The following is a 25,527-nucleotide window of genomic DNA, read 5'->3' on the forward strand; positions in this document are numbered from 1 at the left end:
TTCTCGAAACGTCAATGCAGCCGAACCATACTTTTTTGCGACGGGCCGGTTCAAATGTCTGGCCAGCGAAATGCTATGCGCTCTTGTGGGCAAACGCCCATTTCAAATGCCTGCTACGAAACAGGTCCGATCCCGAGGGAAACCTGTTCTCAGGGAAATAAAGAGCTGACAAATCCGGCATGAGGCGGGTGCAAATGCCCCCACCCCATGTCAGATGCAAAAGCCGTCGTCCTTAGCGGATCGGCATGCCGTATTGCAGGCCACCCTTCGTCCACTGGGCATTGAGGCCGCGCGCGATCTTGAGTGGACTGCCGCTGCCGAGATTGCGTTCGAACAATTCGCCGTAATTGCCGACGCCCTTGATGATCTTGACGACCCAGTCATTGTCGAGGCCGAGATCGGTGCCGATCTTGGTATCGGCTTCCGTGCCAAGCAAGCGCTTGATTTCCGGGTTGTCGGAGTTCTTCATCTCGTCGACATTGGCCTTGGTGATGCCGAATTCTTCGGCGTTCAACAGGGCATAATGGGTCCAGCGGATAACGTCTGCCCACTTGGAATCGCCCTGACGGACAGCTGGTCCAAGCGGCTCCTTGGAAATGATTTCCGGCAGGATGACGTGATCGTCCGGATTGGCGAGCGTCAGGCGGATCGCATAAAGGCCGGACTGGTCGGTGGTATAAGCGTCGCAACGACCGGAATCGTAAGCCGCATTGGCTTCATCGACCTTTTCGAAGACGACCGGATTATATTCCATTTTGTTGGAGCGGAAATAATCGGCCATGTTCAGTTCGGTCGTGGTGCCAGCCTGAACGCAGATCGAAGCGCCGGAAAGCTGAAGCGCCGAATTGATGCCGGAAAGCTTCTTCGAATTGATCATGAAGCCCTGGCCGTCGAAATAGTTCACGCCCGCGAAATCAAGACCGAGCGAGGTATCGCGGCTGATTGTCCAGGTGGTGTTGCGGATCAGAACATCCACTTCACCAGACTGCAATGCCGTGAAGCGTTCCTTGGCATTGAGCGGCGTAAACTTCACCTTGGTCGGATCGCCAAAGATCGCGGACGCGACCGCGCGGCAATAATCCACGTCGAAGCCCGACCATTCGCCCTTGTCGTCCGGCGAAGCAAAACCGAGAAGACCGGTGTTGACGCCACATTGCAGGAAGCCCTTTGCCTTCACATCCGAAAGCGTGTCGGCAGATGCCCCTGAAGCTGCGCCGAACAGCGCTGCCGCACCCAATAACCCCATTACGATTGTATTTTTCATCTGGCCTGCAACCTTTTTGTTCCCTGGAAACGTCGGGCAAACTGCCCGTGCGTCTCTCTCGTTGTTGTTGCATAGGTTTTTCCGGAAAAAGCGTTGCGCTCCTCCTCACCCCACGCTGCATAGCAGACCGCCTCTCGCCCTGACCGGTTTATCCGGCCTCTTGATTAATTTTCGAGCACAGCGGCGCCTGTCGCCTTCACCGCCTTATCGAAGGCGATATTTGGGCATTGGTCAAGTTAATAACGGCGGCAAAATCCGCGTTTCGTGGAAAAGCCCGAAAGAGCGGTTCAATTTTTTACACGGTTTCCCAATTTCTGGGTAGCGCGACTAACAAAGTGTGAGGTTCGACACTTGCTGGAATCTCGAAAGTGAAAATAGAGTAATAACAGTTATTTAAATGAACATAGCCCTAGTGCGGCCGTCGAAAACAGCCGCGGTCAAGGTCAGAATCACGCTGTGGGGAGCGTGTGCTTATCATCCAGTGAAAAAATAATATTTCGCGTCGCCATGTAGCGCGCCACCCACCAGGTTGCGAGCAATCCAATCGTACAACCTGCCACAATGTCGGTCGGGAAATGCGCTCCGGCAGCAAGCCTGCTGATGCAGAACAATAGACCGATAACGATAATCGGAAAGCGCCAGCGCGGCAGAAAAATGCTCAGCGACATCATCATGATACCCGCCATCATCGAATGGCCCGACGGGAAACTCTCATAGAGAAACTCGCCCTTGAACGGCGAGAAATAGGCTGCACCATATTGATCGAGCAGAAACGGGCGCGCGCGACCGATGGCAAGCTTGCCGATTTCCGTTGGAATACTGCCCGCGACGATGGACGCCAGCACCAGCGTGGCCCAACCGTGCCAGCGCATGAGAATGGGGCGCATCTGCCCCCGATAACCGGGCGACAAGATGAATGCCGTCACGAGCCAGACGATCAGCGCCACCGCCAGCCACACCAGCGTGCGGATCGCGTCGGTCACGGTTCGCAGGATTTCCATGACGATATTGGTGCTTCCAGCCGCCGCACGAACGATATCGGCGTCCCATAGGTGCAGGATCAGGATGATGAAGGGCAGCAGCACGACGATTGCTGTCATCTGCATCGTCCAGGAATAGGGAGCTCCCTTATAAGCAGGACGCAGAAAGGAGCGGATAAGTTCAATGGCCGCATATACCGGATTGAGAAGCGTGTTTTTCATATCCGGTGATGACATTCCATTATTCCCTTTTCGCATCGCATCTTGCACTTCGAGCACTGACCACAGGGTTGCATCCGGCCCAGACGCGGCTTATCGAATGAACTTCAAAACATTCCGTTATCGGCGGAATCATTGATCTTTCTGCCAACCGCATCTGGCCGCATCCGGTAGACGGTACGACCATGCAGAGCTCTCTAAAAGAGAACCGGCGGAACGCATGCAACACGGTCTGGAGGCAATTTCGTGGCTAAGCAGCAAGTCAACACGGCGAAACTGGGGATAAACACTCGACTGGCGCATGATGGCTATCAGCCACGCGACTATCACGGCTTCGTCAATCCACCGGTTGTCCGCGCCTCGACCGTGCTTTTCCCGGATGCCGAGACCATGGCGACCGGCAACCAGAAATATACCTATGGCACGCGCGGAACGCCCACCAGCGATGCGCTTTGCGATGCGATCAATGCACTGGAAGGCTCTGCCGGAACCGTCTGCGTTCCGTCCGGTCTGGCGGCTGTGACCGTGCCACTGCTGGCCTTCCTGTCTTCCGGCGATCATGCTCTGCTGGTGGATTCGATCTACAATCCGACCCGTCATTTTGCCGATACGATCCTCAAGCGCATGGGCGTGGATGTCGAATATTACGACCCGGAAATCGGCGCGGGCATCGCGGCTCTGATGAAGCCCAATACCAAGGTGGTCTTTACGGAATCGCCCGGCTCCAACACTTTCGAGATGCAGGACATTCCGGCCATCGTTGAAGCTGCCCACAAAGGCGACGCCATCGTGATGATGGACAACACCTGGGCAACCGCAGTCTATTTCAAGGCGCTCGACTTCGGTGTGGATGTTACGATTCACGCCTCGACCAAATATCCATCCGGCCATTCCGACATTCTGTTCGGCACCATTTCCGCCAACGAGAAATGCTGGCCGCAGCTTCTCGAAACCCACGGCACGCTTGGGCTTTGCGCCAACCCCGACGATACCTATCAAGTCCTGCGCGGCATGCGCACCATGGGCATCCGGCTGGAGCATCACCGCAAGAGCGCACTGGAAGTTGCCCATTGGCTCGAAAGCCATCCCGCAGTCGCACAGGTTCTGCACCCTGCCCTTGAAAGCCATCCCGGCCACGAAATCTGGAAGCGCGATTTCACCGGCTCGTCGGGCATCTTCTCGTTCGTTCTGAAAGAAGGCGGACAGGCGGAAGCCCATGCTTTCCTCAACGCGCTGGAAATCTTCGGCCTTGGCTATTCCTGGGGCGGTTATGAAAGCCTCGCGCTGCAGGTGCGCGTTGCCGACCGCCTGATTGCCAAGGGCAATTATCCAGGACCGGTCATCCGGCTGCAGATTGGTCTGGAAGATGTTGCCGATATCATCGCAGATCTTGAAAAAGGCTTTGCCGCGATCTGACGGGCATAATCGAGTGCGAGCGCATGCCCGGCACCTTGCAGCAGCCGGAATGCGCTCTATACTTTTCGCAAAGTGCTTTCAGTGGCACCATATGCGCGGTGGTTTGACGGAAAACCATCAGCGCTAAAGGACGATATCATGATGAATGCGGTTTTCATTATTCAGGGTTTCATCGCCATAGGTCTGGCCGTCCTGGCGATTGCGGTCATTCTGCGCTATCGCCGCTAACCACTGTTTTCGCTGCAAATTCTCCTTTATTTTCGAGCAACCGATTTCAAGGCGAATCGTTCTTATTGCATCACTGCACTTACGGAGGACATAGAAATGCGGAAAGTAGCACTTGGACTGGTGGCGCTGATGGCAATTTCAGGCTGCACCACCACTGAAAAAGATATTTCCATCGGTACGGGTGCAGGCGCGATTATCGGCGGCATCGCCGGCGGCGGGCGTGGTGCTCTGATCGGTGCAGGTGCAGGCGCGCTTGGTGGTCTGCTCGTGCGCGAATTGCGCAATGGCAATTGCGAATACCGCAACCGTCATGGCAAAATCTACGTGGCGCGCTGCAAACGCTAAGCCCGGACCCACCAAGCAAATGTATACAAAAGCGCCGGATATCCCGGCGCTTTTTCTTTGTCCCGTATATTGCTTTTCTCACCGATTGCCCTGACGTCCGACTGTTTACCAAGTTCCAACGAGGAACTTTCGCCCGACAGTCTCGTTTCATAAAAGATTGTCGTCATTCATCGTGTTCATTCAGGGAGATGTTCGATGAAACTCGCTTTGAAAGCTGCCATTGTGGCGTTGGGAGTCTTGTCGGCTGGCGCGGCGCAGGCCGCAAACGCCATCTCCACCGCCAATCTCAATATCCGCACCGGCCCCAGCACCAGCTATCCTTCCATGGGCGCCATCCCGGGCGGTGCGCCGGTGACAGTACACGGCTGCACCTCGGGTTATGGCTGGTGTCAGGTGAGCTATGGCGGAACCCATGGCTGGTCGTCGTCACGCTATATCGCGTTTCAGGAAGGAACGGTCGGCAGCGGCTATTCCAATGATTTCGGTCGTAACGCAGCCCTCATCGGCATTCCGCTGATCGCCGGAGTGGCCATCGGCTCCGCGCTCAATGATCGCGATGATTACTATTATCGTCGCGGTTATTGGGGACGCCCTGACTATCGCTATCGTAACCGGAACTGGGATCGTCCCGGCTGGCACGGCGGACGCCCGGGCGGTCATGGCCCACGTGCCTATATCCGCCCACGCGGCAACGAACCGCGCTAAGCCGGCCACGAGATCAAAAAAATGGCGGGGTTTTTTGCCCCGCCATTTTCCGATCATTCAGACACGGTCTGCGGATTAAGGTTCAGCATCGGGATGGAGCTGTTCGGCAACATGGTCGATGGCAACTGGCCGTTCCATCTTTCCGCCTGTGTCAGCGATACGAGACCCGGATTATCCCGCAGCGCGTCACCACGCGCCTTGATGGCGGTTGCTTCCGCCTCGCCCCTCAGACGAATAGCTTCCGATTCCGCTTCGGCTTGAAGACGCACGGCATCGGCCTGCGCTTCGGCTTCCGCACGGCGCGCATCAGCTTGCGCCTTGGCCTGCGTGACGGTGATTTCCGCCTGCACCTTTTCGCGCTCGGCATTCTGGCGCAAACGCTGCACTTCGACTTCCGCCAGCATGCGCTGCTCGATGGATTGTTCATAGGCATCGGAGAAGTCGATATTCTCAATCTGGACGCTGTCGACAACCACCGGCCCACGTACGCTGCTCTGGATGGCTTCTGCGATCTCCTGATTGAGACGGCTGCGCTCCTGAATGGCCGTCACGGCATTGAACTTGCCGAACACCGTCTTGCTCTCCTCGAAAACGCGACGCTCGACCAGACGCGACAGCAGGCCGTCCTCGCCGCCGTAATTGGCGTAGACTTCCTCGACGCGATCAGGCGGGATGCGATAATTGACCGACAGATTCATGGTCGCCGGTTGCTGGTCGCGGCTATAGGCTTCCATCTGGTTATAGATCGCCGCCTTCGACTGTACCGAAACGCGAACGATGGAATCAATCAAGGGAATCTTGAAACCCAGTCCCGGCTGCGCGACCCCGGCGACCGCGCCATATCGCAGAACGACACCGCGTTCGCCTTCGTCAATCGTGTACCATGAGCCCAGAATAACGCTGAGCAAAACCAGACCGATGAACCCGGCCACCGCCGTTGGAATATAACGCATGCCCTCTCCTCTTCACTTATTAAAGCTTTGCTGAAATACACGCGAAAGCTGTAAACAAGAAAGACAATCGGGCTCTATCCACCGGATATCGACAGTTTTACTGACAATGACAGGGATCAAACCGGCTTATGATCTGCCGGTATAGGGGAAGCAGATCATAGAATTGGGTTTGTCCTTGTTGGGGCAGCATTTCTGCGGGGGTGCGACGATACAACCATCCGCTTGTCCGTCGGACGCCGCATAGGCAATCGGAGTGAGAAAAACAATAGCAAACGATACTGCGAGAAACACGAGCTTCATAACAACCTTTCCGACGAGAAGACCGGCGCCTTTAAGCGCGATTCTCACCGTCGCGGTATTCCAAGTCCTCAGGACCAAGAACCGGCGTGCAAATCCATGCGCGCAACATTTCCCACGGGATGAACGCATGGAGGCAGAACGGAACGGAAATTTGGGAAAGGTGGCGATCCCGGCAGGATTCGAACCTGCGACCTACGGCTTAGAAGGCCGGTGCTCTATCCAGCTGAGCTACGGGACCACGTCTTTGAAAAGTCGAAGACATTTTGAGCGCTTCGGGCTTCAGTAAAAGCCCGAGCGATCATATTCCGGCCTTAGCGCGATGACCAAGACCGGGCAAGCTGTCAATGCGTCCAGGGCATCGTGCGATCGAAGCGGAAATTGTCCGAATAGGACACTTTGCGGCGCTTCGGTTCGTTCGGCTCGGCAACGCGATAGGCAATGCCATAGCGCTTTGCATAAGCGATGGCGTCTTCCAGGTTATCGAAAGCGAGACGGATCTGGCTTCTCATATCGCCTGACGACGTGTAGCCCATCAGTGGCTCGACCGTGCGCGGGCTTTCCGGCTCGTATTCGAGGATCCATTGATCTGTCTTGGCCTGACCGGACTGCATGGCAGTCTTAGCTGGACGGAAAATGCGTGCAACCATTTGAAGAACCTTGGACTATGCTCTTGCCGCCCCCAAAAGGGCTCTGAATTTCAACAAGGCAATAGTAGACCCACCAACCCATGTCAACGCGATAAAGACACGCGCCGCAAGCCAAGCACTGGATAGCTTGCTTTTTCAGGTCAATCATGGTGGGGAAAACATGGTCGGAGCGGCAGGATTCGAACCTGCGACCCCCTGATCCCAAATCAGGTGCGCTACCAGACTGCGCTACGCTCCGTGGCCCTCTCGGACGTTGAGTTCCCTAGAGAATTCGCTTTCCTAAGGCAAGAGCTATTTTCAAACTTTCATAAAAAAATCGAACAGTTGACGCAAGAGTTGGACCCGCCCCCGCCAAAAGCTCGCTTGAATGCACCGGCCCGCGCATCGCAAGCCGGTGCAAATTCGCGGATAGAATCAGTCTTCCGAGCCGTAAGCGTCGAAATCGAAATATTTGTCGTTGATTTCCTTGTATTTTCCGTTCGCACGGATGGCCTTGATGGCGGCATTGAACTTTGCCACCAATTCGGGACGTCCCTTCTTCAAGGCGACGCCCACGCCAACACCGTGAATTTCCGGGTCGGGCGGATAGGTGCCAACCATCTTGCAGCAGGCGCCATCCGGTGTCTTCAGCCATTCGGCCAGCGTGACGCTGTCATCATTGGCGGCATCGAGGCGGCCATTGGCCAGATCGAGGCGATATTCGTCAGCAGTCGGATAAGCCTTGATCGTGCTGTCGGTGAAGGCGTGTTCGGCATAATTGGCATGGGTGGTGGAAACCTGCACGCCGACCGTCTTGCCTGCAAGGTCCGCCTTGGTCACGCCCTTGATGTCACTATCCTTGGGAACCGCGACGCCGGGAGGCGTGTTATAATATTTATTGGAGAAATCGACCTGCTTCTTGCGCTCTTCCGTGATCGACATGGACGATACATAGGCGTCGAACTTATCGGCCTGTAGCGCCGGGATCGTGCCGTCCCATTCCTGCGTGATGAACGTGCACTCGGCCTTCATTTCATCGCAAAGCGCCTTTGCGATATCCACGTCGAAACCAGCCAGGGTGCCATCCGGCTTAATGAAATTGAACGGAGGATAGGCGCCCTCAGTGCCGATGATGAGTTTCAGCGGTGCTTCGGCATTTGCAGCAGTCGTTGCCAGTCCGCCGATCATGGTTGCCATCGTCGCCACCGAAGCAGCCACGACGATACGCTTCAAGACACGCATTCTAAGTTCTCCCAATTTGCTTTGGCTGGTTCCCTTATTGATGTGCCGACCCAGCCGCCGGCAGGGTAATCACAACCAGTCAATGCAAATTGACGACTCGCAGTGCCTTCCCCCGCTCTATCAATAGATGTTTCTTTTAAATCTGGACAATGTCTTTTCGTGTGAAAGCTTCAGTATCAGTCCTACTGAGCCTTCGCTCGCAATACACGTCAACGACGCACACCGCCGTGTCATGAGTGACAGGCGATGAAAGGATAGTGCAGCTCTAACTGCCTGGTTCTACCCGAACAGCCCGACAAACATCCACACGACGAGGGACGCCATCAGACTGACAATCAACACGGTCAGAACCTGGGTTCCCTGCCTGCCCTGACGAACATTCTGTGCCTCGAATTCCTTCGGCGGCAATGCGCGCGTGACCATGACAGCCTCCTCTCAAAGAGGCCTTCCAATATGCGCTGAAATAACGACGAAAAAGCGGCCTGTATTGGCGCATGCTTTTCCCGAATCAGAACAAGTCCTGACGTTACGTCATTTGAACAAGCACAGTCTTTTCTCCTGCACGAGCAGCATATCCATGCCTAAAGTAGCAGAAGAGCCCGAATTGACAGTCCTGGTAAAGTAAGTTTACCAATCAATCGTCTAAAGAAGTCAACAATCAGCAATAGGCACGTCCGGGGAGAGGATGGTGTCCGTTGCCTCTTCATCGGCAGACAGACCGGTGAAGCATTTTGCATTGAAGAGAGGAACGTTTTTCAGTCCAGGAAGGGAGGAAACCATGCCCTGGAATCAAGTATACGACCCTTTGGGCAGCATGTTCTGGTCAACATTGCTTGCCGCTTTGCCAATTGTCGTCCTGTTGGGCGGCATCGGCTTTCTCCATATGAAAGCCCATACTGCAGCAATACTCGGTCTTCTGACCGCTCTCATCATCGCCGTTGTAGGATTTGGAATGCCCGCCGACAAGGCAGGTGCAACTGCCGTCTATGGCGCGGCCTACGGGCTTTTGCCCATCGGCTGGATTATCTTGAATGTCATTTTTCTTTATCGCCTTACTGAACAGACCGGGCAATTCAACATTCTGCGCGATTCGATCGCCGGGATTACGCCGGATCGCCGTCTGCAGCTGCTGTTCATCGCCTTTTCCTTCGGTGCCTTCTTTGAAGGTGCGGCTGGTTTCGGCACGCCAGTTGCGGTCACTGCGGCGATGCTCATGGGGCTGGGTTTTGCCCCTCTCCCAGCTGCTGGCCTGTCGCTGATCGCAAACACCGCGCCTGTGGCCTATGGCGCGCTTGGAACACCAGTCATCGCGCTTTCCGCCGTGACCGGCATCGATCTTCTGCAACTATCAGGCATGATCGGGCGGCAATTGCCGTTCTTCTCGGTTATCGTGCCCTTCTGGCTGATCTGGGCCTTTGCCGGACGCAAAGGCATGCTGGAAGTCTGGCCTGCCTTGCTGGTTGCCGGTGTGGCCTTTGCGATTCCGCAATATCTGGTTTCAAACTTCCATGGTCCGTGGCTGGTCGACGTGGTTGCCGCCGTCTGTTCCATGGCAGCGCTCGCCGGATTTCTGAGAATATGGCAGCCGAAACGCATCTGGACTTCCACCAGTCTCGATGCCGACGAAGTCGCCGCGCCCTATACGCCACCGCAGCAACATGCGAGCGGAATCGTTTTCCGTGCGTGGTTGCCATGGCTGATTCTGTCAGTCTTCGTGTTTCTGTGGGGCACGCCACAGTTCCGTGCATGGCTCGACTCACTCTGGGTGCTGAAAGTGCAGGTACCTTATCTGCATAATCTGGTGTTCAAAGTGCCGCCCGTCGTCGCCGAAGCTCATGCGGAAGCGGCGGTCTATACGCTCAATCTGCTGTCGGCCACAGGGTCGGGCATCCTGCTTTCCGCCATCGTGGCGGGGCTGGTTCTGGGCTTCAATCCGTTCAAGCTGCTGAAGGAATACGGCAAGACCGCCTATGTGGTGCGCTTCTCGCTCATCACCATCGCGGCCATGCTGGCGCTGGGCTATGTCACCCGCTATTCCGGTACGGATGCCACGCTTGGTCTTGCATTCGCGCAGACCGGCTGGGTCTATCCGTTCTTCGGCGCAATGCTGGGTTGGCTCGGCGTTGCCCTCACCGGCTCGGACACGGCATCCAACGTTCTTTTCGGCGGCTTGCAGAAGATTACCGCCGAGCAGCTCGGGCTCTCGCCGGTACTGATGGCTGCCTCCAACTCGTCGGGTGGCGTCATGGGCAAGATGATCGATGCGCAATCCATCGTTGTCGCGTCCACGGCAACCCAGTGGTACGGGCATGAGTCGAAGATCCTGCGCTATGTGTTCTTCCACTCGGTTGCGCTGGCGTCGCTCATCGGTCTTCTCGTGATGGCACAGGCCTATCTGCCGCCATTTACCCATATGGTTCCGGCGGAAACCCTGCCTGCCATAACGCACTGATTGCCGATCAAGTCCGCAACAACCCACGCGAGCGCATGGCCGCGTGGGTTTTCTTTATCGGAACCGATGGCGCATTCGGGCGTTCCATTCTTACCCCTCACGTTAAGGAGTTGAATGTGAACAGAAACGGGCTTTATCTGATTATCGGCGCATTGATCGTCGTTGCCGCCGGTCTGGCTTTTTACGTCTATCGCGAAGAGACGAAACCCGCCGGGATCGAGTTGAAAATCGGAGAAGGCGGTGTTTCCGTCGAGGAAAATTGACCTCTAAAAAGGTTATAAACATATAAACCGATTTAGATTTCAAGTGCTTACGCTTTGTGATGCAACGTTCTGGGCAGCTCCGTGTTATCTGCATCGCCAGATGAACGGAGGATCAAAATGAGTATCCAGACTGTTTCCGATGAACTTTATCGTCGTCACGAACGCGAATGGGCACAGTGGCGCGACGCAGTTGAAGAGCAGGAATCGAACCAGAAACAACAGGATAAGGTTTCCGGCGAGACTTCTTGTGACGGCAAGACGTCCGGACACTGATTAGCCTCTTCTCGAAGAATTGGATGCGCCGCGAAAGCGGCGTTTTCCGTTTGTGGCCTGCCCTTGCCCGCTAAGCGCCAGGTAACGAAATGCGAAGGAAGACTTGTTAGCGTCTAGCCATCGCGATTCGAACAGGGGTCAGACATATGGCTGCACGGAAGCCCACCCGAAAAGCTGCACCGAAAAAGAGGTCCCGCTCCACCAAGGGCGGATCTGGTTCGTCTGCGCCTGTTCTGGCGTTGGCCGCCATCCTCGGTCTTGGCGCCTTCAGCCTATGGGCCACGTCGCAACACAAAAGCCCGCAAGCCGCGCTGACGGCACTTTTCCAGCGCTCCGCGACCAATCCTTTTGCATCGACCCCGCCCCGTACGGAAAGCAAGCCCACGGTTACCGCGAAGGCTCCAGAAACGACCGCACCGTCGAAGGACAAAGACAAGGACTATGGTGCAGCCGTCGGCCCTGTACCGCGTCCGTCAGCGCCCGTAGCGCCTGTCGCTCCGAAGCCCGTTCAGCAGGCGGCGGCTCAAGCCCCAACTCAAGTCACCGTTCAAGCGCCGAAGCCGCCACGCCCGACCAATCAACTCGTCGCCTCAGCGCCGACCGGCCCGCATATGATGCCGCCGCGTGGCGTCAACACGCCTGCGCATTCGCCTTCGGTCGTCTACGCCCGAACGCAGTTGACCATTCACAAGAATGCATGGGACAAATCCGCAGCCATCGGCACCGTCGCAAAGGGACGCGAGATGCGCTCTTACGGCAAGACAGGGCGCTGGCATCGCGTCATCGTGCCTAAGACCAATATGATTGGCTGGGTTCATGAAGATCAGCTTGTCGGCGGTCGCAACAAGCCCGACAGCGCAACGCTGATCACCGGCTCGGTCACGAAGAAGCCGGAGATCGCTAAAAGCGCGCCTCTACAGACGCAGTCCCGCATCGTCCCGCCCAAGGCGGTTGGAGATAAGAATTAGGCTTTTTTAACTTCCGCAGCCATGGCTGCAATCTGCGGATCGCCAGGAAGATATTCAAACCCGGCCCCGGTCAGTGACGACGTGTCCGCTGTCAGATCACCGAACAGCTGCTCATAGAGCCCCTTTTTTCCGAGTGCCGTCAGCAGCAGGCGCATCAGCATTGGCGGCACGGGCAGAAGGCGCGTCGGACGCCCCATAGCCTTACGGGCGATGGATACCAGTTCCCGGGTTGAACGCGGTTTGGGTTCAGCCAGATGGAACACCCGCCCCGCGACTTTTTCAGCCGGAGCTTGCGATAGGAAAGCAAGTGCGCGGGCGGCATTCTGCAAGGATACGAAGCTGCGCTGGTTGTTCGCCATGCCGAACGGTAGCGGAAATGCACTATCGCAGAGCTTCATCAAGGCCCGGAGATTGGCGCGTGCACCGGGACCGTAGACGAGTACGGGACGCGCAATGACAATCTCGATGCCGGTCATCGCCAACAGCACCGCTTCCGCCTTCGCCTTGGCGCGTCCATAATCGTCGTCTGCCCTCGGCGCTAACGGCATGTCGGGTCTCAGCGGCGAGGGATTTTCGGCAATGGTATAGATGGTTGAAACGAAGATGAAGCGTTTCACGCCCGCCTGTTTCGCCTTTTCGGCCAGTTCAACAGTCAGTCGGTGGTTGACGGCATCGAAAGCATCAGCGTCCGGTCGTTCCGCGCCCGTGCGATGGGCAAGGGCCGCGCAGTGCACAACGGACTCCGTGCCGGAGAAATACGCATTCGCCAGATCGTTGCGAGAGAGGGGCGTGACCTGATGCCCTTCGTCATGCAGCTGCTGCACAAGCGCGCTGCCGATAAACCCGCCTGCCCCCGTGACGACAATCTTCACCGTCAGCCTGCCTTGTCGCCCGTTTGGCCATCCGTATCAGCCAGCACCTGCGCCGCCAGCGCCCGCGTGATGCGGGTTTTCTGTTCCAGAGCCGCCCGGTCGAGCTTGTCGACAATCTGGATCGCAGACAGGAGCGAACGTTCAATCCGGCTGACCAGATAGGTCACGACATGCGGCTCAACGCTGACCTGACGATCGGCAAAAAGCTTGTGAATGACGCCCGACAACAAAAGATCGTCCGGCTCGGCGATTTCCACCACTGTGGCGGCTTTCAGCCGTGAAGCGAGATCGGGCAGCTTTACGTTCCAGTTCGCGGGCCACAGGCGCGACGTCATCAGGAGTGACGGCCCGAAACCCTGCGCGGCATGCTGGCGAACGCTGTTGATGAGGTGAAACAGCCCCGTTTCATCGAACGGCGCGCCGCCAATATCGTCAATCAGCACGGCGCGCTCTGCCGCAGCCTGAACGATTTCATCGGTAATACTTGCTGGATCGACCAAAAGCGCATCTGTGCCCGCGCGCCAGATTTCGGCGAGATGCGTCTTGCCCGCACCGGTAGGCCCGGCCAGGATCGTAACCGGCGATACCCAGTTCGGCCAGCGGTCGATAAGGTCAACCGCCGCACGGTTCGAGCCCGTGACGATCAGGTCTTCGCGGTGATAACCGGGCTGGTGTTCGAGATTCAGCGGAATCTGACGCGGGGCGTCACGCATCGCTGCCTCCCGCACACCCGTCCAGATTGCGGTTCAGTCTCATTTGTCCCTGCCTGCATTCGGGCCTGCATTCTCGCCTGCCTCGATCAGCGGCCCCGCATCCGGGTCGCGACGACGAAAGGCTGGATCGTACATCGGTGAATTGAGATAGCGATTCAAGGCAAAACGCACAAGCACCCCGACTGCCGCCGCAGCGGGCACAGCGACCAGCATTCCGGTGAAGCCGAACAGTGAACCGAACGCGAACAGAGCGAACATGAGCCATACCGGATGGAGGCCAACCGACGAGCCAACCAGCTTGGGCTGGAGGATGTTTCCTTCCACGAACTGGCCGATGAAAAACACCGCCGCGACGGCACAGATCATGATCCAGTCTGGCCAGAACTGCACCAACGCCACACCAATGGCGAGTGCCAGACCGACGAACGAGCCGATATAGGGAATGAAGGAGATCAGACCGGCAAAAAAGCCGATCAGCAGGCCGAAATTGAGCCCCGTCAGGGTCAGTCCCAGGGCATAATACGTGCCCAGAATGAGGCAGAGCGTGCCCTGCCCGCGAATGAAGCCTGCAACCGCTGCATTCATTTCGCGCGCGATCTGGCGCACCGTGTGAAGCTGCGCCCGTGGCACCCAGGAATCGATGCGATTGACCATCCGGTCCCAGTCGAGAAGCATGTAGAAAGCGACGACCGGCGTGACGACGAAAAGTCCCGCAATATCGATCAGGGATTTCCCCGAATTCCACAGGGACTGCAGCAGCGTTGTCATGAAACCGGCGCCCTGCTGGACCAGCGCGCTGAGATTTTGCTGAATGACCGAACTGTCGATGCCGATATATTTCTTCAGCCATTGCGAGTTTTCGTTAGCGAGCAACGACTGCAATTGCGTGATGTATCCGGGCAGTTTGGAAATGAAATCGGCAAGCTGCGTCGCCAGAATTGGCACGATGATCATCAGCCCGACGACGAGCGCGATCAGAAAAACCAGCAGGATGACGACAGTTGCAGTCAGACGCGACAGGCCAAAACGCTGGAGCCTGTCAGCCACGGGATCAAGGAAGTAAGCCAGAGCCATGCCCGCCACAAAAGGCAGCAGAACCGAGCTGAACACCACCAGAAACAGCACGAACAAGGCCATTGTCGCGACCCAGAACATCGCCTGACGCCGCACCGTCGTTCCCGTCAAACTGCCGACTTCGACATTGACGTGGATATTGCCATCCGAAGCGATGGCATCCGTCTGGCGAATGACTTTGCTGCCAGCCGTCTGGTTGGTATCTGTTCTGGCGCTTGTCTGGCGTGTCGGCGTCGGCTTCTTGACCATATGGTTCCGTTCTCTGCAAATATCTGCTGGCAAAATATCAGAATTGCATTACCGGCATCTTATCGCTGATGCTCGGCTCATTTCGTACTAAGAGTAGACTGGCCCGCGCGAAATGCAAAGCCATGCGACAAACGCAGTCATCGGCACGACGACGACCGATCATGCGAAAAACTGGGCAGAATCCAGCAGAGTTTTGCGCTTTTCCCGCTTCTTGACCTTGCGGGCAGCGCCATCTCGTGGCATTGCGCGCTAGGGTCTGAACTCGATTAGGATTTGGAGCGCGGTATGAGCGAAAATCGCTCAGCTTTAGGAGCGAACGCGAAGGTGGAGTGTATCTCCATCAAGTGTTCGCGACGAAAAGATGAGGGATTTCCGTCATATTCCGAAGGAACGCGGTGGATTTTGTCCCAGAATGCGTCGAAAAGCCCTCATGGAGATTTACTCCATCACGGTCTTTTCTCCTATTCTAAAACAAAATCCAGCTCGCGCCGCGCCCGAAACCTAATCGAGTTTAGACCCTAGTGGATAGCACCCAGTTTCAGGAGCAGGCCATGTCCTCGGAAAACAAGCTCGACGGCCATAATGGCCTGACCTATGCGCAGGCAGGTGTCGATATCGATGCCGGCAACCTGATGGTTGAAAAGATCAAGCCACTCGTGCGTTCGACGCGCCGTCCCGGTGCGGATGGCGAGATCGGCGGTTTCGGCGGCCTGTTCGATCTGAAAGCGGCAGGCTTCAAGGACCCGGTTCTGGTCGCCGCCAATGACGGCGTGGGCACCAAGTTGAAGATCGCCATCGACGCTGACAAGCACGACACCGTTGGTATCGACCTCGTCGCCATGTGCGTGAACGATCTGGTTGTACAGGGTGCGGAGCCGCTTTTCTTCCTCGATTATTATGCCACCGGCAAGCTGTCGCCCGATCAGGGCGTGGACATCGTTGCAGGCATTGCCGAAGGCTGTCGTCAGGCTGGCTCGGCGCTGATCGGCGGCGAAACCGCTGAAATGCCCGGAATGTATCGCGACGGCGACTACGATCTCGCCGGTTTCGCCGTGGGCGCGGCAGAGCGCGACCGGCTGTTGCCGCGCGGCGATATTGCCGAAGGCGATATCATTCTTGGCCTCGCCTCTTCCGGCGTTCATTCCAACGGCTTTTCGCTGGTGCGCCGCATTGTTGAACTGTCCGGCCTCGGCTGGAAGTCCGATGCGCCATTCCAGCCGGGTTCGACGTTGGGTGAAGCGCTACTCACCCCGACCCGCATTTATGTGAAGCCGCTGCTTGCAGCCATCCGCGCTTCGGATGGTATCAAGGCGTTGGCGCATATCACCGGCGGCGGTTTCCCCGACAATATTCCGCGCGTTCTGCCTGAAGGTCTGGCTGCCGAAATCAATCTGACTGCGATTGCCGTACCGCCGGTCTTCTCCTGGCTTGCCAAAACCGGCGGCGTGGAGCCCAACGAAATGCTGCGCACCTTCAATTGCGGCATCGGCATGATCGCCGTCGTCACGCCTGAAAAGGTTGACGAAGTGGTCGCGGCCCTCGTTGCTGAAGGCGAACAGGTCGTCACGCTCGGTCGCATGATCGCACGCGAAAAGGACGGCGTCGTCTATAAGGGCACGCTCGCACTATGAGCCGCAAGCGGGCCGTTATTTTCATCTCGGGCGGCGGCTCCAATATGGAGGCGCTGATCCGGGCTGCGCAGGCGCCCGACTTCCCCGTTGAGATTGTGGCTGTCTTCTCCGACAAGGCAGATGCAGGCGGCCTCGTGAAAGCGCAAGCCGCTGGCGTTGCCACACAAGTTTTCACGCGCAGTGATTTTGCGTCGAAGGAAGAGCATGAAGATGCGATCCTCGCCGCGCTGGCTGCGCTGAAGCCTGATTTCCTCTGCCTCGCTGGCTATATGCGGCTTCTGTCCGGGCGTTTTATCGCGCCCTATGAAGGACGCATCCTCAACATCCACCCTTCCCTGCTGCCACTTTTTCCGGGCCTCCACACACATCAGCGCGCTATCGACGCCGGTGTGAAACTTGCAGGCTGCACCGTGCATCTTGTGACGGAAGGCATGGACGAAGGCCCCATTTTGGCTCAGGCTGCCGTGCCGGTCATCGACGGCGACACTGCCGACACGCTGGCAGCACGTGTTTTGAAAGCCGAACATCGGATTTATCCGCTCGTTCTGCGGCAGTTTGCGAATGGCCAGAAGGACGATGATGCGTCTCTAGCCGACGCGATGCTCGTGAGCGCCTGAGGGCGCTTCCGCGCATATGCGCGACAAATTCATCACACCCCAAGTTTTTTGTTAATAAAACTTTAATTTCCCGCAAAAAGCTCTAATTCAGATTTGTAACGGAACTTGCTTCGGCAATCCCCGTTATTGAGACGAGCCTATGCAGCCCCGTCTCTTTCAATATGTGTTCAAGAAGAGGACAAGATCATGTCTCTCCGTTTTTCGACTTCCTTCCTGTCCGCAATGGCCGTCATCTCCGGCATTGCTGTCACCGCTCCCGCCATCGCGGCAGACTTCGTAGCTCCTCCCGCTTCGGGTCGCACGCAGCCGCGTTCGGAAGTCGGCACCCTGACCTGCGACATTTCCCCGGCGATCGGTGTGATCATCGGCAGCCAGCAGGAGGTTGATTGTGTGTTCCGCCCTGCGCGCCGTGGTAATCCTTTGGAACATTACACCGGAACGATCACCAAGCTCGGCGTTGACGTCGGCTTTATCAATGGCGGCACTGTCGCCTGGGCCGTCTGGGCTCCGACCGTTCGTCCGGAAGGCGCACTCAAGGGCCGTTATGTCGGCGCTTCGGCCAATGCAGCCATCGGCATCGGTTTCGGCACGAACATCCTGACGGGTGGTTCTTGGAAGACGATTTCGCTGCAGCCGATTTCGGTTCAGGGCCAGCGTGGCCTCAATGCAGCTGTTGGTGTGTCCAAGCTGAAGCTGAACTACGCCGGTTAATCGTTAGCCTGCTTTACGGAAAAGCCGCGCCGAAGACATTCGGCGCGGCTTTTTATTACGCAAGTTTTCTGATCCAGATCTTTGTGTCATGCACCGCCAGACCGCCATAAGGAGCGGCGGGCTCGGCACCGAGCAGCGTATTGATCCCCTCGCCGCGCTCGAATGACGTGTTTGGAAAAATGCCTTCCGACACCACCACACCGCGTTTTTGACCAGCGCGAAGCACGGCGTGCAGCACCACTTCGCCGCGATGATTGCCGATCTCGATCCGTTCGCCATCGGCAATGCCAAGTTCCGCCGCGTCGTCTGGATGAATCAGCAGTTCCGGGCGGATTTCCTTGGCCATAGAGGTCTGCGTTTCGGCAAAAGTCGAGTTCAGGAAATTATGCGCCGGTGATGTCGCGAGCCGGAACGGATGCTCGGCATCCGCCACCTCAATGACTTCCCAATAATCCGGGAATTCCGGGATCGAGTGGAACTCGCCTTGCAGGCCCATGACTTCCGGCGGACGGTCCGGTGCAGGACTACCCGTCCAGTCAGGACGGAAGCGGAATTTGCCATCGGGCCATTTGAAGCCGTTGATGTAATGCGCTTCCTCGAAAGGCGGTTGCTTGTCCACAAAACGCCGATCTTTCAGTTCGTCGAAATGCGGCAGATCGCTGTTGGCGTTCATATTGTCAATCAGCGTGCGCTCATCGACAGAAAAGCCCGGAAGGTGGCCAACGCCGAGCCGCTTGGCCAGTTCGTTGATGACGAAAATATTCGGTCGCGCCTCGGCTAAAGGTTCGATTAGCTTTGGCCCAAGCACGACGTGCTGCTGGCCGCCGCCGCGATATATATCGTCATGTTCCAGGAATGTGGTGGCAGGCAGCACGACATCGGCCATCTTGGCCGTATCCGTCATGAACTGCTCGTGCACGGTGACGAACAGGTCCTCGCGCGCGAAACCTTTGCGGACAAGACGCTGTTCCGGTGTCACATTCATCGGATTGGTGTTCTGGATGAGCATCGCCATGACGGGCGGGCCGTCATAAAGCGCCTCGCGATCGCCGGTGAGAACGCGCCCGATCTTCGACTGGTCGAGGAAGCGGATGGTCTTATCCTGCATCGCCCGGCCTTCAATCTCGCGCTTGTCGAACTTGAAAATATGCGCGTTGGAGTGAAACGCGCCGCCGCCTTCATAAAGGAATGCCCCGGTCACACAAGCGATAGAAGCTGCGGCATGCATATTCACCGCGCCATTGCGCTGCCGCGTGAAGCCATAGCCAAGGCGGAAATAGGTCCGCTTGGTCTTGCCGACCAGATGCGCGAAGGCTTCGATTTCCTCAACCGTCAGACCGGTGATGGCAGAGGCCCATTCCGGCGTACGGGTTGCCAGATGCGCTTCCAGCCCCTTCGGGTCATCGGTGTAGCGCTCCAGATAATCCCAATCGGCGAGGCCGTCGCGGAACAGCACATGCATGACGGCGCAAGCAAAGGCGCCATCCGTACCGGGCTTGAGTACGATGCCCATATCGGCCTGTCGCACGGTCGCATTGGCATAAATGTCGATGACGACGATCTTTGCACCACGCTCTTTGCGCGCACGCACGGCGTGGGTCATGACATTAACCTGCGTGGCGGCGGCATTGGTGCCCCAGATTACCACCACGTCAGCCTTGCTCATCTCGCGCGGGTCCGGGCCGATCAGGCTACCAGTTCCGGCGAAATAGCCCGTCCAGGCCATATTGGTGCAAAAACTGTCGAACTGATTGGAATAGCGCTTCGCGAAGCGAAGACGGTTGATGGAATCGCGCTGAACAAGCCCCATCGTGCCAGCATAATAATAAGGCCAGACGCTTTCGCTGCCATATTCGGCTTCGGCTTTCAAAAACCGCTCGGCAATCAGATCAAGCGCCGCTTCCCAGGACGCCTGTTTCCATTCGCCCGCGCCCTTAGCGCCGGAGCGTATCAAAGGGTGTTTCAGGCGATCCGGATGATGAACGCGTTCGGCATAGCGCGCCACCTTGGCGCAGATGACCCCCGCAGTATAGCTGTTGTCCTTCGAACCGCGCACACGACCGATGGTGCGCTCGTCCAGAAGCTCGACGTCGAGCGCACAGGTGGACGGGCAGTCATGCGGGCAAGCCGAATGACCGATCTTGATATTGGATATGGAAACTTGCTCGTTCATATTTCTTTATTACCGCAAGCGCTCACACGGTGAAATATGTTTTCGACAGAGAGTTGCTAAGAGAGGCGAAGCGTAATCGCCCCCAGAACGATGAGTGCTGCTGCCGCAAAGCGGGGAAGCCCCACCTTTTCTTTCAGCACGACCGCAGAAATGATCATGCCGAACAGGATGGCGGTTTCACGCAAGGCCGCCACCACGGCAATCGGCGCCATGGTCATCGCCCAGAGTGCCAGCCCGTAGGAACCGAGCGTCCCCACGCCGCCGATCAGCGCCGGACGCCAGCGATTGCGCATATAGCTGATAAAACGGTCGGGCTCGCGATAGAGCGCCCAGCCCGCCAACGGCACGGCATTGATGACAAACAGCCACAATGTATAGGAAAGCGGCGCACCCGACGCCCGCACGCCAAGACCGTCGATGATGGTGTAACCGGCAATAAACCCGGCATTGGTCAGCGCCAGAATGGCCGTGCGACTGGAGGTGCCGCGATTGCGCCGCCTTGCTTCCAGCGCCATGGCCAGCACGCCCGAACAGATGAACACAATGCCGAGCCAGCTCTTCCAGCCCATGACCTCGCCCACCAGCGGCGCGCTGACCAGCGCAACGAGCAAAGGCGGCGTGCCGCGCATGATGGGATAGGCCTCGCTCATATCGCCGGATTTATAGGCCGCCGCCACCAGCGACATATAGAAAGTCTGGGTGACGGTCGACATCAGTATATAGACCCAGCTGACCGCATTCGGCATCGGCAAAAATGGCACGATGAACAAGGCGATGAAACCGGCAGCGCCGGTCACGCTGGCGGCAGCGAAAAACTTGTCGCCGCTGCTTTTGACGATGGCGTTCCAGCTCGCGTGAAGAAACGCGCCAAACAGGACGATCAGAAGGACGCCACCGGACATTGCAAGCTCGACTCAGGTGAAGATGCGGTTGGTGACCGCTGTATGTCACATTTATGACAGTCGTGGCGAATCGGAAATTGGTATCCTCTTGCCGAAAGCGGAAAGCCGTGAAACAAGCGCGATCATGAATTATCGTCACGCCTATCACGCCGGAAATTTCGCGGATGTCGTCAAACACGTCATCCTCGCCCGTATCATCGACTATCTGAAGCGCAAGGATCAGGCCTTTCGCGTCATCGACACCCATGCGGGCATCGGACTTTACGACCTGAAAAGCGTCGAAGCGGGTAAGACCGGCGAATGGACGGGTGGCATTCACCGTGTCATCGAAGCGGTCGAAAAAGGCCAGATCGAACCGGCAGTGCTGGAACTGCTCACGCCTTATCTCGATGCGGTGCGGGCGGTGAACGCGGACGGAAAACTCCGCCACTATCCTGGTTCGCCTTATGTGACGCGGCATTTGTTGCGCAAGCAGGACCGCCTGTCAGCGCTGGAACTGCACCCGCAGGATGCGGCCAAACTGGCAAAGCGCTTCGACGGCGATTATCAGGTGCGCGTCATTGAACTCGACGGCTGGCTGGCGCTTGGCGCGCATCTGCCGCCAAAGGAAAAACGCGGCCTCGTGCTGGTTGATCCGCCGTTCGAAATTGAAGGCGAATTCGACCGTATGGTGGATGGTCTCGCCAAGGCGCACAAGCGCTTCGGCGGCGGCACTTATGCGCTGTGGTATCCGGTGAAGGACCGCAAGGAAACCGAGCGCTTCGCCAAGCGGCTTCATGAAACCGGGATTCCGAAGATCATGCAGATCGAGCTGGCGATTCGCCCGCCCTCATCCGAGCCGCGCCTCGATGGCACCGGTATGATTGTCGTGAATCCGCCCTATACACTCGAAAGTGAGATGCAAACCGTGCTTCCCAGCCTTACGAAACTGCTGGCCGAAGAAAAGGGTAGCAATTTCAGTGTTCGGTGGATACGCGGCGAGACGGATCGCTCTTGACCGCTGCCGCGTGCTGAAAGAAACTGCGCGAAGCAAAGCTTCGGCTATCACAGACATAAGCGCGCGCTTCGCGTTCGCATTTTGGGACAGGATAGAGACATGCAACTTACCTCGGGCAAACTGGATCGCTTCGGTCGCTTTTCGCGGGCCGCCCTCTTCGCCGCCTCCGTCCTGCCGGTGACTTTTGCAGCCCTGCCCGCCAACGCTGCCGATTATCTTCAGTCTGCACCAGCCGTGGTCGATAACACCGTCTGCAACCAGCAGAGCGTGCTGCGCTCGGTGGTCTCGCGTTTCGGCTATCAGGTGCGCCACGTTCCCGAACTGCCGCAAGTCGGCATTTCAGCGATGAGCGATGTTCAGCTGACCCGTTATGAGCCGAAGACCAACCCGGCAGAAATCGAACGCACCTATTGCAAGGCCACTGCCGTGTTAAGCGACGGCCAATACCGTTCCGTCTGGTATCTAGTCGAAGAAGGTCAGGGTTTTGCATCGGTCGGTCGCAACGTGGAATTCTGCGTTGAAGGCTTCGACCGCTGGTATGTCTACGACGCGCCAAGCTGCCGCGTCCTCCGCTGACCTGACCGGAGGTTCCATGCTGCGAAGACTGGCGGCTGTCCCAAGCGCTTTGCTTTCGATTGCCCTGATGGCGACGACAATATTGTCGGGTGCAGCTCTTGCTGACGACCAGGACAATGGCGATGTGCCCGGCGATTTCGACTTCTATGTGCTGTCGCTTTCTTGGTCACCGAGCTATTGCGCGTCGGAAGGCCGTCGCGCCAACAAGCAGCAATGCAACAACCAGCGCCCTTTCGGCTTCGTCGCCCATGGTCTCTGGCCCCAAAATGAATGGGGCTATCCGGCCAATTGCCAGCTCGACAATGTGCGCAGCCGCGGCGGTTATGTTCCGCGTCAGATTATTTCCAGCCTGTCGGACATCATGCCGGCCGCTGGATTGATAGGCCATGAATGGCGCAAGCACGGAAGCTGCTCGGGTCTGTCCCAGAGCGATTATTTCGACACGCTGCGCAACGCCTATGAGCAGGTCAATATTCCGCCCAGCCTTCGCAATGTAAGCGGTGACCGCCGGGTTGACCCGATGCTGGTCGAAAAAGCCTTTCTTGCAGCCAATCCGGGCATGAAGGCCAGCGGCATTTCTGTCACCTGCCAGCGCAATTATCTTCAGGAAGTGCGCATCTGCATGACGAAGGATCTCCAATATCGCGCCTGCCAGGAGGTTAATAATAACGCCTGCCGCAGCCGTTCGGTCATGATGCCGGCAACCCAATAATCTTCATTCTCAGGAATCAAATATGACGCAGATTCTCTATTCACCCGCCTCGCCTTACAGCGCGAAGGTGCGCATGGCCGCGCATTATGCAGGCGTCCCTTTTGAAAGCGTGGTCGTGAACACGTCGGCGGAGCCGGAGAACCTCATCAACGCCAATCCACTTGGCAAGATTCCAACCCTTGTTACCGATGACGGCAAGGCGGTGTTCGACAGCCGCGCCATCACCCAATATCTGAACCGCGTTTCCGGCAACAAGCTTTTCCCGCGCAATGCGGAAAAGCGCACCGATGCCGAGCGTTATGAAGCTATTGCCGATGGTCTGGCCGACGTTCTGCTCGCGCATGTCTATGAACGCCGCCTGCGGCCGGAAGATAAGATCCACCAGCCATGGCTGGATCTGCAATGGCGCAAGGCCGAGCGCGCGCTCGACCTGCTCAATGAGGCCCCGCCGCGTCTGGCGGGCAAGCTGCATGCGGGCCATATCGCCGTCGCTGCTGTGCTGGGCTATCTCGCGCTGCGCTTCGATGGCAAATGGGAACGTGGACGTCCGAAGCTGAAGCGCTGGATCAAGCGTTATCAGGAACTGCATCCGGAACTGGCGGCTTTGCTGCCGCAAGGCTAAGTTCTGCGCCAAGCTTTCAAACGCCCCGGATGGCAGCCGCTATCCGGGGCGTTTGTATTTTCAGCGATTATTGATTGCCGTCCAGCGCCTTCAGAATGCGGTAACCGGCCTTGATCCGCGCCTCATTGGGATAATTGCGGTTTGCAAGCATCACAATGCCGATCTTTTTGCCCGGCACAAAGGCCACATAGGCCCCGAAACCGCCGGTCGAACCGGTCTTGTTGAGCAGCATGTCATCCGACGGCTGCAAAGGTGGGTCGAGCTTTTCGATTTTGTGCGATTTCATCGCCATATCGGAGGTGTTGCCGCCGAGCAGCCTTTTCAGGCTCAGAGGATAGGCGTAACGCTCCCAGCCAAGGCTCTGTGTCATGTCGCCAACCTTGTAATAGCCGGTATGCGTGGCCGCTACGGCCTTTTGCATCGGCTGATCAAGCGATGTGCTGTCCATATTCAACTGAACGAAACGGATCAGGTCCGGCGCAGTGGTCTTGATTCCATAAGCCTGCGCGTCGAAGGCGCCGGGAGACACGCGGATCGGCTTGTTGGCTTTCGAATAACCATAGGCGTAATTCTTCATCTGGCTTTCAGGCACCTGGATGAATGTGTGCTTCAGGCCGAAGGCCGGAATGAGCCTTGTTTCCATCACCTTGTCGAAGGGCTCGCCCATGCTTTGAGCGGCGAGATAACCAAACAGACCGATACTCGGATTTGAATAGCGGCGCTGCGTGCCCGCAGGATAATCCGGCTTCCAATTCCTGAAATAGTCGATCATCGTCTTGTGGTCGGTGACACTGTCTGGAAATTGCAGGGGCAAACCGCCAGCAGTGTAGGTGCCAAGATCAAGCATCGAGACCTTGTCGAAGCTGCTACCTGCCAGTTTGGGAGCGTATTTCGTCGCCGTGTCCCCCGGTTTAAACGCACCCTCCGCAAGCCCCAACCCGCCGAGCGTCGCGGTAAAGGTTTTGGAGACGGAACCAATCTCGAAGATCGTGTCTTCGGTCACCTTCTGTCCGCTTTCCTTAGAGGCGACGCCATAGCCGAAAAAGTAGGTCTCGCCACCCGCCGTAACGGCGACAGCCATTCCGGGAATCTTGTGTTCGGCCATGACAGGCTTGATCGTTTCATCGACCAGATGCCTGATTTCTTTCTCGCTCGGCGCGTTTGCGGCCTGTGCGGAGACACTGGTCAACAGGCTGGCGACGGCAGTTATGCTCAAGGCGGAAACGGTAGTTTTTCTCATGACTTATACGCAATCCTCATTGTGAACCGATTTCCCTGCCGCGTGGGAGACATGCGGAAGGAATCGGTGTGTTCTCATGTGAAATAACGCGCGTTAAACCGGATGCAGGTGAATTGAAATCAAAACCCGTCTATTCGGCACTCTCGATATAAGCGAGCTATACGTCCGAAACAAACGACGTTATCTTGCCTCTGACATTAGAAA

Annotated in this window: 26 protein-coding genes and 2 tRNA genes; 14 read left to right on the forward strand and 14 right to left on the reverse strand. The window is 57.2% G+C overall.

Going from position 1 to position 25,527, the window contains the following annotated elements; translation table 11 throughout:
• Positions 1–232 precede the first annotated feature (232 nt).
• Both FIC94_RS10285 and lpxE read right to left on the reverse strand, forming a co-directional pair.
• Positions 233–1,264 carry an amino acid ABC transporter substrate-binding protein gene (locus FIC94_RS10285; RefSeq protein WP_109368706.1) on the reverse strand — a complete coding sequence of 344 codons (1,032 nt, stop codon included), beginning with the start codon at positions 1,262–1,264 and terminating at the stop codon, positions 233–235.
• Between the two features lie 449 nt (positions 1,265–1,713).
• Positions 1,714–2,481, reverse strand: coding sequence for a lipid A 1-phosphatase LpxE (lpxE, locus tag FIC94_RS10290; RefSeq protein WP_140024809.1), 768 nt, complete (start codon positions 2,479–2,481; stop codon positions 1,714–1,716).
• Between the two features lie 228 nt (positions 2,482–2,709).
• On the opposite strand from lpxE, the gene FIC94_RS10295 reads away from it, so the two are divergent.
• The 3 genes from FIC94_RS10295 to FIC94_RS10305 all read left to right on the forward strand — a co-directional run bounded on the left by FIC94_RS10295 (position 2,710) and on the right by FIC94_RS10305 (position 5,157).
• Complete coding sequence (locus FIC94_RS10295; RefSeq protein ID WP_109368704.1) at positions 2,710–3,879, forward strand: cystathionine beta-lyase; 1,170 nt, start codon at positions 2,710–2,712, stop codon at positions 3,877–3,879.
• A 324-nt stretch (positions 3,880–4,203) separates the two neighbouring features.
• The gene (locus FIC94_RS10300) at positions 4,204–4,452 is read left to right on the forward strand and encodes a YMGG-like glycine zipper-containing protein (RefSeq protein ID WP_109368703.1); all 249 of its coding nucleotides are present in this window, start codon (positions 4,204–4,206) and stop codon (positions 4,450–4,452) included.
• A gap of 195 nt (positions 4,453–4,647) precedes the next feature.
• Positions 4,648–5,157 carry an SH3 domain-containing protein gene (locus tag FIC94_RS10305; RefSeq protein ID WP_121535680.1) on the forward strand — a complete coding sequence of 170 codons (510 nt, stop codon included), beginning with the start codon at positions 4,648–4,650 and terminating at the stop codon, positions 5,155–5,157.
• Positions 5,158–5,210: 53 nt separating this feature from the next.
• Here FIC94_RS10305 and FIC94_RS10310 read toward each other — a convergent pair whose 3' ends face one another.
• The 6 genes from FIC94_RS10310 to FIC94_RS22400 form a co-directional block, all read right to left on the reverse strand.
• Positions 5,211–6,110 carry a prohibitin family protein gene (locus tag FIC94_RS10310; protein WP_109368701.1) on the reverse strand — a complete coding sequence of 300 codons (900 nt, stop codon included), beginning with the start codon at positions 6,108–6,110 and terminating at the stop codon, positions 5,211–5,213.
• Positions 6,111–6,571: 461 nt separating this feature from the next.
• A tRNA-Arg gene (locus FIC94_RS10315) sits at positions 6,572–6,648 on the reverse strand.
• Between the two features lie 103 nt (positions 6,649–6,751).
• A complete protein-coding gene (locus tag FIC94_RS10320) occupies positions 6,752–7,057 on the reverse strand; it encodes an ETC complex I subunit (RefSeq protein ID WP_140024810.1) in 306 nt (101 codons plus the stop codon).
• 161 nt (positions 7,058–7,218) lie between these two features.
• A tRNA-Pro gene (locus tag FIC94_RS10325) sits at positions 7,219–7,295 on the reverse strand.
• Positions 7,296–7,471: 176 nt separating this feature from the next.
• A complete protein-coding gene (locus FIC94_RS10330; RefSeq protein ID WP_140024811.1) occupies positions 7,472–8,278 on the reverse strand; it encodes an ABC transporter substrate-binding protein in 807 nt (268 codons plus the stop codon).
• A gap of 279 nt (positions 8,279–8,557) precedes the next feature.
• Positions 8,558–8,701, reverse strand: a complete 144-nt coding sequence (locus FIC94_RS22400) for a hypothetical protein (protein WP_180917957.1) — start codon at positions 8,699–8,701, stop codon at positions 8,558–8,560.
• Positions 8,702–9,056: 355 nt separating this feature from the next.
• Here FIC94_RS22400 and FIC94_RS10335 point away from each other — a divergent pair, with 355 nt between their 5' ends.
• The 4 genes from FIC94_RS10335 to FIC94_RS10345 all read left to right on the forward strand — a co-directional run bounded on the left by FIC94_RS10335 (position 9,057) and on the right by FIC94_RS10345 (position 12,234).
• Positions 9,057–10,730, forward strand: coding sequence for an L-lactate permease (locus FIC94_RS10335; RefSeq protein WP_109368696.1), 1,674 nt, complete (start codon positions 9,057–9,059; stop codon positions 10,728–10,730).
• A gap of 116 nt (positions 10,731–10,846) precedes the next feature.
• On the forward strand, positions 10,847–10,993 hold the full coding sequence (locus tag FIC94_RS10340) for a hypothetical protein (protein ID WP_119045079.1): 147 nt from the start codon (positions 10,847–10,849) through the stop codon (positions 10,991–10,993).
• A gap of 117 nt (positions 10,994–11,110) precedes the next feature.
• Positions 11,111–11,266, forward strand: a complete 156-nt coding sequence (locus tag FIC94_RS22405) for a hypothetical protein (RefSeq protein WP_167836021.1) — start codon at positions 11,111–11,113, stop codon at positions 11,264–11,266.
• A 146-nt stretch (positions 11,267–11,412) separates the two neighbouring features.
• Positions 11,413–12,234, forward strand: a complete 822-nt coding sequence (locus FIC94_RS10345) for a hypothetical protein (RefSeq protein ID WP_140024812.1) — start codon at positions 11,413–11,415, stop codon at positions 12,232–12,234.
• On the opposite strand, the gene FIC94_RS10350 is transcribed toward FIC94_RS10345, so the two are convergent.
• Genes FIC94_RS10350 through FIC94_RS22610 form a run of 3 tightly spaced genes read right to left on the reverse strand, consistent with a single transcriptional unit; the run spans position 12,231 to position 15,142 of the window.
• A complete protein-coding gene (locus FIC94_RS10350) occupies positions 12,231–13,106 on the reverse strand; it encodes an NAD-dependent epimerase/dehydratase family protein (protein ID WP_140024813.1) in 876 nt (291 codons plus the stop codon). The genes FIC94_RS10345 and FIC94_RS10350 overlap by 4 nt on opposite strands.
• A gap of 2 nt (positions 13,107–13,108) precedes the next feature.
• The gene (gene hdaA, locus FIC94_RS22605; RefSeq protein ID WP_140024814.1) at positions 13,109–13,819 is read right to left on the reverse strand and encodes a DnaA regulatory inactivator HdaA; all 711 of its coding nucleotides are present in this window, start codon (positions 13,817–13,819) and stop codon (positions 13,109–13,111) included.
• A gap of 39 nt (positions 13,820–13,858) precedes the next feature.
• Positions 13,859–15,142, reverse strand: a complete 1,284-nt coding sequence (locus tag FIC94_RS22610) for an AI-2E family transporter (RefSeq protein ID WP_109368692.1) — start codon at positions 15,140–15,142, stop codon at positions 13,859–13,861.
• Positions 15,143–15,693: 551 nt separating this feature from the next.
• Between FIC94_RS22610 and purM the strand changes: the two genes are divergently transcribed.
• The 3 genes from purM to FIC94_RS10375 all read left to right on the forward strand — a co-directional run bounded on the left by purM (position 15,694) and on the right by FIC94_RS10375 (position 18,101).
• Positions 15,694–16,773, forward strand: coding sequence for a phosphoribosylformylglycinamidine cyclo-ligase (purM, locus tag FIC94_RS10365; protein WP_140024815.1), 1,080 nt, complete (start codon positions 15,694–15,696; stop codon positions 16,771–16,773).
• On the forward strand, positions 16,770–17,390 hold the full coding sequence (purN, locus tag FIC94_RS10370; protein WP_140024816.1) for a phosphoribosylglycinamide formyltransferase: 621 nt from the start codon (positions 16,770–16,772) through the stop codon (positions 17,388–17,390). Before purM ends, purN begins: the two co-directional genes overlap by 4 nt.
• A 186-nt stretch (positions 17,391–17,576) precedes the next feature.
• Complete coding sequence (locus tag FIC94_RS10375; RefSeq protein WP_109368689.1) at positions 17,577–18,101, forward strand: DUF992 domain-containing protein; 525 nt, start codon at positions 17,577–17,579, stop codon at positions 18,099–18,101.
• A gap of 55 nt (positions 18,102–18,156) precedes the next feature.
• Here FIC94_RS10375 and FIC94_RS10380 read toward each other — a convergent pair whose 3' ends face one another.
• Complete coding sequence (locus FIC94_RS10380) at positions 18,157–20,274, reverse strand: molybdopterin oxidoreductase family protein (RefSeq protein WP_140024817.1); 2,118 nt, start codon at positions 20,272–20,274, stop codon at positions 18,157–18,159.
• A gap of 56 nt (positions 20,275–20,330) precedes the next feature.
• The gene (locus FIC94_RS10385; protein WP_109368687.1) at positions 20,331–21,176 is read right to left on the reverse strand and encodes an EamA family transporter; all 846 of its coding nucleotides are present in this window, start codon (positions 21,174–21,176) and stop codon (positions 20,331–20,333) included.
• Positions 21,177–21,300: 124 nt separating this feature from the next.
• Here FIC94_RS10385 and FIC94_RS10390 point away from each other — a divergent pair, with 124 nt between their 5' ends.
• The 4 genes from FIC94_RS10390 (at position 21,301) to FIC94_RS10405 (ending at position 24,083) form a co-directional block, all read left to right on the forward strand.
• Entirely contained in the window at positions 21,301–22,173 is an 873-nt protein-coding gene (locus FIC94_RS10390) for a 23S rRNA (adenine(2030)-N(6))-methyltransferase RlmJ (RefSeq protein WP_140024916.1), read from the forward strand.
• A 99-nt stretch (positions 22,174–22,272) separates the two neighbouring features.
• On the forward strand, positions 22,273–22,749 hold the full coding sequence (locus FIC94_RS10395) for a phage portal protein (protein WP_140024818.1): 477 nt from the start codon (positions 22,273–22,275) through the stop codon (positions 22,747–22,749).
• Between the two features lie 16 nt (positions 22,750–22,765).
• On the forward strand, positions 22,766–23,461 hold the full coding sequence (locus tag FIC94_RS10400; RefSeq protein WP_140024819.1) for a ribonuclease T2 family protein: 696 nt from the start codon (positions 22,766–22,768) through the stop codon (positions 23,459–23,461).
• A 22-nt stretch (positions 23,462–23,483) separates the two neighbouring features.
• Positions 23,484–24,083, forward strand: coding sequence for a glutathione S-transferase (locus FIC94_RS10405; protein ID WP_140024820.1), 600 nt, complete (start codon positions 23,484–23,486; stop codon positions 24,081–24,083).
• A 67-nt stretch (positions 24,084–24,150) separates the two neighbouring features.
• On the opposite strand, the gene ampC is transcribed toward FIC94_RS10405, so the two are convergent.
• Positions 24,151–25,323 (reverse strand): class C beta-lactamase, encoded by a 1,173-nt coding sequence (gene ampC / locus FIC94_RS10410; protein WP_140024821.1) that lies wholly within the window; start codon positions 25,321–25,323, stop codon positions 24,151–24,153.
• Between the last annotated feature and the right edge of the window lie 204 nt (positions 25,324–25,527).

The organism is Ochrobactrum teleogrylli (genome assembly GCF_006376685.1).
GTDB lineage: Bacteria > Pseudomonadota > Alphaproteobacteria > Rhizobiales > Rhizobiaceae > Brucella > Brucella teleogrylli.